The following is a 5,352-nucleotide window of genomic DNA, read 5'->3' on the forward strand; positions in this document are numbered from 1 at the left end:
CTGGAGCGCGCAGCGATCCCAAGCTTTTTGGGGCTGCTACGCAGCCCAACGGGAGCAAGCTCCCTCGCCACGACAAGTGATAAACCTTAGTGAACAGCATTGCCCCCCCTACAGGGAGGGCTATGTGTTGATTATTGAGCGCGAGCCCACGGCAGGATCGGAATCGCCGTCACCGCATTCTGCGGACTGCCTTCGATCACACGGTCGCTGTAGACCAGGTACACCAGGGTATTGCGCTTCTTGTCGAGAAAACGCACCACCTGCATGGTCTTGAACACCAGCGACGTACGCTCCCGGAACACTTCCTCGCCATCCTTGAGCTCACCCTTGAAGCTGATCGGCCCCACCTGGCGGCAGGCGATGGAGGCTTCGGCGCGATCCTCGGCCAGGCCCAGGCCACCCTTTACGCCACCGGTCTTGGCCCGCGACAGGTAACAGGTCACCCCATCAACCTTGGGATCGTCGAACGCTTCGACCACGATCCGGTCATTGGGCCCGACAAACTTGAACACCGTCGATACCTGGCCAATTTCCTCGGCCGACGCCAGCAGCGGCACTGCAAACAGCAAGCCGATCAATCCTTTTGCCAAACCCATGATTTTTCCTTAGACAAGGATCAGATTGTCACGGTGAACCAATTCAGGCTCCGCCATGTAACCCAACAGACCGACAATCGCATCCGACGACTGACCGATGATTTTCTGCGCTTCCAGCGCGCTGTAATTGGCCAGCCCACGGGCGATTTCACGCCCGTCCGGCGCCACGCACACCACCATTTCGCCACGACGAAAACTGCCCTGGACCAGCTTAACGCCCACTGGCAGCAGGCTTTTGTTGCCTTGGGACAGGGCCGAGACGGCGCCCGCGTCCAGTACCAGCGTGCCACGGGTTTGCAGGTGCCCGGCCAGCCATTGCTTGCGTGCCGCCAGCATGCCGCGCTCCGGAGAGAGCAAGGTGCCGATGCGCTCGCCCGCCTTCAGGCGATCCAGTACTCGCTCCAGGCGACCACCGACAATGATGGTGTGAGCGCCGGAGCGTGCCGCCAGCCGCGCGGCGCGCAGCTTGGTCTGCATGCCGCCACGCCCCAGGGCGCCGCCGGTACCGCCCGCCACGGCGTCCAGCGCCGGATCGTCTGCACGCGCCTCGTAAATCAGCTTGGCATCAGGATCGTTGCGTGGATCGGCATCGAACATGCCATCGCGATCGGTGAGAATCACCAGCAGGTCCGCTTCCACCAGGTTCGCCACCAATGCGGCCAGGGTGTCGTTATCGCCGAAGCGGATTTCGTCGGTGACCACCGTGTCGTTTTCGTTGATGACCGGGATGACCTTCAACTCCACCAGGGCGCGCAAGGTGCTGCGGGCATTGAGGTAGCGCTTGCGGTCGGACAGGTCGTCATGGGTCAGCAGGATCTGCGCGGTATGGCGCCCGTGCTCGGCAAAGCTCGACTCCCAGGCCTGCACCAGGCCCATCTGGCCGATGGCGGCAGCCGCCTGCAACTCGTGCATCGCGCTGGGTCGCGACGTCCAGCCCAGACGGCTCATGCCCGCGGCCACGGCCCCGGACGAAACCAATACCAGCTCGACACCCGCCTCATGCAAGGCCACCATCTGCTCGACCCACACCGCCATGGCCTTGCGATCCAGGCCCTTGCCATCCGCCGTCAGCAGTGCGCTGCCGATCTTCACGACCCAGCGCTGCGCACCCGTCACCTTGCTCCGCATCATCTTCAACCTTTGCCAGCGAACGGCGCGACCCAGCGCCGCCCATGGGATTATTCGTATTTGCGTTCTGCAGATACCAAAACGCCGCTCGAATGAGCGGCGCCTTGGAAACCGGCTGGTTGCGATGATAACACCGCGCCCTGGTAGATAAAGCATCGCTGGCAGCCCCAACACTGGGTCCACCAGAGACAAATCCATGTGGGAGCGGGCTTGCTCCGGGCGGCGATCCGACGAAAGCGGTGCACCAGCTTGCATCAATATCACTGACCAACCGCGTTCGCGAGCAAGCCCGCTCCCACAAGGGCCGAACCCGCCGCGCAATCAGTCGCGAACGTAGATGATTTCCGGACCGTCTTCGTCGTCCACGTCTTCTTCATCCCAATCGTCATCACCGATGTCATGGACCGACTTCACGCCGCTGCGGCGCAGGGCACGCTGGTCGTCCAGGGCCTGCAACTGGGCACGGGCCTCGTCTTCGATGCGCTGGTCGAGCTCGGCCAGCTCTTCCTTGTAGGCCGGGTCATTGGCCAGACGGTCAGCACGATCTTCCAGGTAACGCATGATGTCGTGACACAGGCGCTCGGTGCCTTCTTTGGCGATGGCCGAGATCACGTAGACCGGACCTTCCCACTCCAGGCGATCGACGATTTCCTTGACCCGCTCTTCGTGCTCTTCCTCAAGGATCTGGTCGCACTTGTTCAGCACCAGCCAGCGATCCCGCTCGGCGAGGGCCGGGCTGAACTTGGTCAGCTCACTGACGATGACTTCGGCGGCATCGGCAGCGCTGCTTTCATCCAGCGGCGCCATGTCCACGAGGTGCAGCAACAGCCGGGTACGGGACAAGTGCTTGAGGAAGCGAATGCCCAGGCCCGCGCCATCGGAAGCGCCTTCGATCAACCCCGGGATGTCCGCGACCACGAAGCTCTTCCAGCGGTCGACGCTGACTACGCCCAGGTTCGGCACCAGGGTAGTGAACGGGTAGTCGGCGACTTTCGGCTTGGCCGCCGACACCGAGCGAATGAAGGTACTTTTACCCGCATTCGGCAGGCCCAGCAGACCCACATCGGCCAACACTTTCATCTCCAGCTTCAGGTCACGCTGCTCGCCGGGCTTGCCCGGGGTGGTCTGGCGCGGCGCACGGTTGGTACTGGATTTGAAACGGGTGTTGCCCAGGCCGTGCCAGCCGCCATGGGCGACCAGCAGACGCTGGCCAGCCTTGGTCAGGTCGCCGATCACTTCCTGGGTGGCCGAGTCGATCACCGTGGTGCCGACCGGCACGCGCAGGACCAGGTCTTCGCCCTTCTTGCCGGTGCAGTCGGTGCTGCCGCCGTTGGAGCCACGCTCAGCGTCGAAGTGACGGGTGTAGCGGTAATCCACCAGGGTATTGAGGTTTTCGTCGGCGAGCATGTAGATCGAGCCGCCGTCGCCCCCATCACCACCGTTCGGACCACCGTTCTCAATGAACTTTTCCCGACGGAAACTCATGCAGCCATTGCCGCCGTCGCCGGCCTTTACTCGAATCGATACTTCATCAACAAACTTCATGACACACGCCTCTCGCCATACGGACGAGCCGAAAAAAACAAGACATAAGACTCTTGCAAAAATGAGCGCAGCGACCCGATGACACGCCCCAACCGCAGCGCCGACAGTCCATACAAACAGTTTTGCAAGAGACTCACCCCACAAACGAAAAAGCCCCGTCGCAAGACAGGGCTTTTCCAGCGGTCTCGCAATTAAGCTGCGATAACGCTTACGTAACGACGACCGAAGGCGCCTTTTACTTCGAACTTGATCACGCCTTCGACTTTAGCGAAGAGGGTGTGATCCTTACCCATGCCTACGCCGTAGCCAGCGTGGAATTGGGTGCCGCGCTGACGCACGATGATGTTGCCCGCTTTGATAGCCTGGCCGCCATACATCTTCACGCCAAGGCGTTTGGCTTCTGAGTCGCGACCGTTACGGGTACTACCACCAGCTTTTTTGTGTGCCATGAGTTCAATTCTCCTAGTGAGGAATTAGGCTGAAATTAAGCCTGAATACCGGTGATTTTGATCTCGGTGTACCACTGGCGGTGGCCCATGCGCTTCATGTGGTGCTTACGACGACGGAACTTGATGATGCGGACTTTATCGTGACGACCTTGGGAGATCACTTCAGCCACAACGGTAGCGCCAGCAACGACTGGAGCGCCGATATTCACGTCATCGCCATTGGCGACCAACAGAACGCGATCGAAAGTCACGGATTCGCCGGTAGCGATTTCCAGTTTTTCGATCTTCAGGTATTCACCTGGGGCGACCTTGTATTGCTTGCCACCAGTAACAATTACTGCGTACGACATGGTATTTCTCCGATAATCCTGCTCACCCAGCGCTTTATAAGAAGAGGTATTGGCTGGCATGGCTGCATGGGCTGGAAGGCCCGGATGCAATTGCGTAAGGCAGGTGCTGCCCAGGAAGTTCAGGGTGCGCGATTGTACGCAAGCCAACGGAGCCTTGCAAGTAGCCGTCCATCGTGCCTTGACAGCCCCGGACATGGGTCCTAGCATGCCGCGCAACCCTTCTGGAGCGCCTGTCGCTGATGCAACCCCAAGCTTTCTACCGCGCAGTGGCGGACGATTTTAATGCCGTCGACGGCATCATCAAGAAGCAACTGACTTCCCGGGTACCGTTGGTCTCGAAAATCGGCGACTACATCACGTCGGCCGGCGGCAAGCGCCTGCGTCCTTTATTGGTGCTTTTGTGCGGCAAGGCCCTGGGCCGCGAAGGCGACGACATGCGCCTGCTGGCCGCCACCATCGAGTTCCTGCACACCGCGACCCTGCTGCACGACGACGTGGTCGACATGTCCGGAATGCGCCGTGGCCGCTCGACTGCCAACGCGATGTGGGGCAATGCGCCGAGCGTGCTGGTGGGTGACTTCCTCTATTCGCGCTCGTTCGAAATGATGGTCGAGCTGGGCTCGATGCCGGTGATGAAGATCCTGTCCCAGGCCACCCGCATCATCGCCGAGGGCGAAGTGCTGCAATTGTCCAAGGTGCGCGACGCCAGCACCACGGAAGAGACCTACATGGAAGTCATCCGCGGCAAGACCGCGATGCTCTTCGAGGCCTCGACCCACAGTGCCGCCGCCCTGGCCGGTGCCAGCGCCGAGCAGAGCGAAGCACTGCGCACGTTCGGCGATCACCTGGGTGTGGCGTTCCAACTGGTGGACGACTTGCTGGACTACAAGGGCGACGCCGAGACCCTGGGCAAGAACGTCGGCGACGACCTGGCCGAAGGCAAGCCTACCCTGCCGCTGATCTACACCATGCGCGAGGGCACGCCGGAACAGGCGGCACTCGTGCGCAAGGCGATCCAGAAAGGCGGGATCGAGGACCTGGAGAGCATCCGCCAGGCAGTTGAAGCCTCCGGCTCGCTGGAGTACACCGCGAAACTGGCCCGGGACTACGTAGCCCGCGCGATCCAGTGCCTGGAGGCCCTGCCGGCCAGTGAATACCGCGATGCGCTGGTGGAGTTGAGCGAGTTTGCGGTGGCGCGTACGCACTGACTGCACGGAGAACCCTGTGGGAGCGGGCTTGCTCGCGAATGCGGTGTGTCAGTCAACGATAAGTCGATTGATACAC

At 61.3% G+C, this 5,352-nt stretch carries 6 protein-coding genes; 1 reads left to right on the forward strand and 5 read right to left on the reverse strand.

Features of this window, described 5'->3' with window-relative positions; genetic code table 11:
* Positions 1 to 131 precede the first annotated feature (131 nt).
* The 5 genes from RGM2987_RS00630 to rplU form a co-directional block, all read right to left on the reverse strand.
* Positions 132 to 596 carry a CreA family protein gene (locus RGM2987_RS00630; protein ID WP_245138186.1) on the reverse strand — a complete coding sequence of 155 codons (465 nt, stop codon included), beginning with the start codon at positions 594 to 596 and terminating at the stop codon, positions 132 to 134.
* 9 nt (positions 597 to 605) lie between these two features.
* Entirely contained in the window at positions 606 to 1,724 is a 1,119-nt protein-coding gene (gene proB, locus RGM2987_RS00635; RefSeq protein WP_245138189.1) for a glutamate 5-kinase, read from the reverse strand.
* Between the two features lie 321 nt (positions 1,725 to 2,045).
* The gene (gene cgtA, locus RGM2987_RS00640; protein WP_245138187.1) at positions 2,046 to 3,269 is read right to left on the reverse strand and encodes an Obg family GTPase CgtA; all 1,224 of its coding nucleotides are present in this window, start codon (positions 3,267 to 3,269) and stop codon (positions 2,046 to 2,048) included.
* Between the two features lie 191 nt (positions 3,270 to 3,460).
* Positions 3,461 to 3,718, reverse strand: coding sequence for a 50S ribosomal protein L27 (rpmA, locus tag RGM2987_RS00645; RefSeq protein ID WP_003205738.1), 258 nt, complete (start codon positions 3,716 to 3,718; stop codon positions 3,461 to 3,463).
* 35 nt (positions 3,719 to 3,753) lie between these two features.
* Entirely contained in the window at positions 3,754 to 4,068 is a 315-nt protein-coding gene (gene rplU / locus RGM2987_RS00650) for a 50S ribosomal protein L21 (protein ID WP_003176051.1), read from the reverse strand.
* Positions 4,069 to 4,307: 239 nt separating this feature from the next.
* On the opposite strand from rplU, the gene RGM2987_RS00655 reads away from it, so the two are divergent.
* Entirely contained in the window at positions 4,308 to 5,276 is a 969-nt protein-coding gene (locus tag RGM2987_RS00655) for a polyprenyl synthetase family protein (RefSeq protein ID WP_245138188.1), read from the forward strand.
* The last annotated feature ends 76 nt before the right edge of the window (positions 5,277 to 5,352 follow it).

The organism is Pseudomonas sp. RGM2987 (assembly GCF_022952855.1).
Classification (GTDB): Bacteria; Pseudomonadota; Gammaproteobacteria; order Pseudomonadales; family Pseudomonadaceae; genus Aquipseudomonas.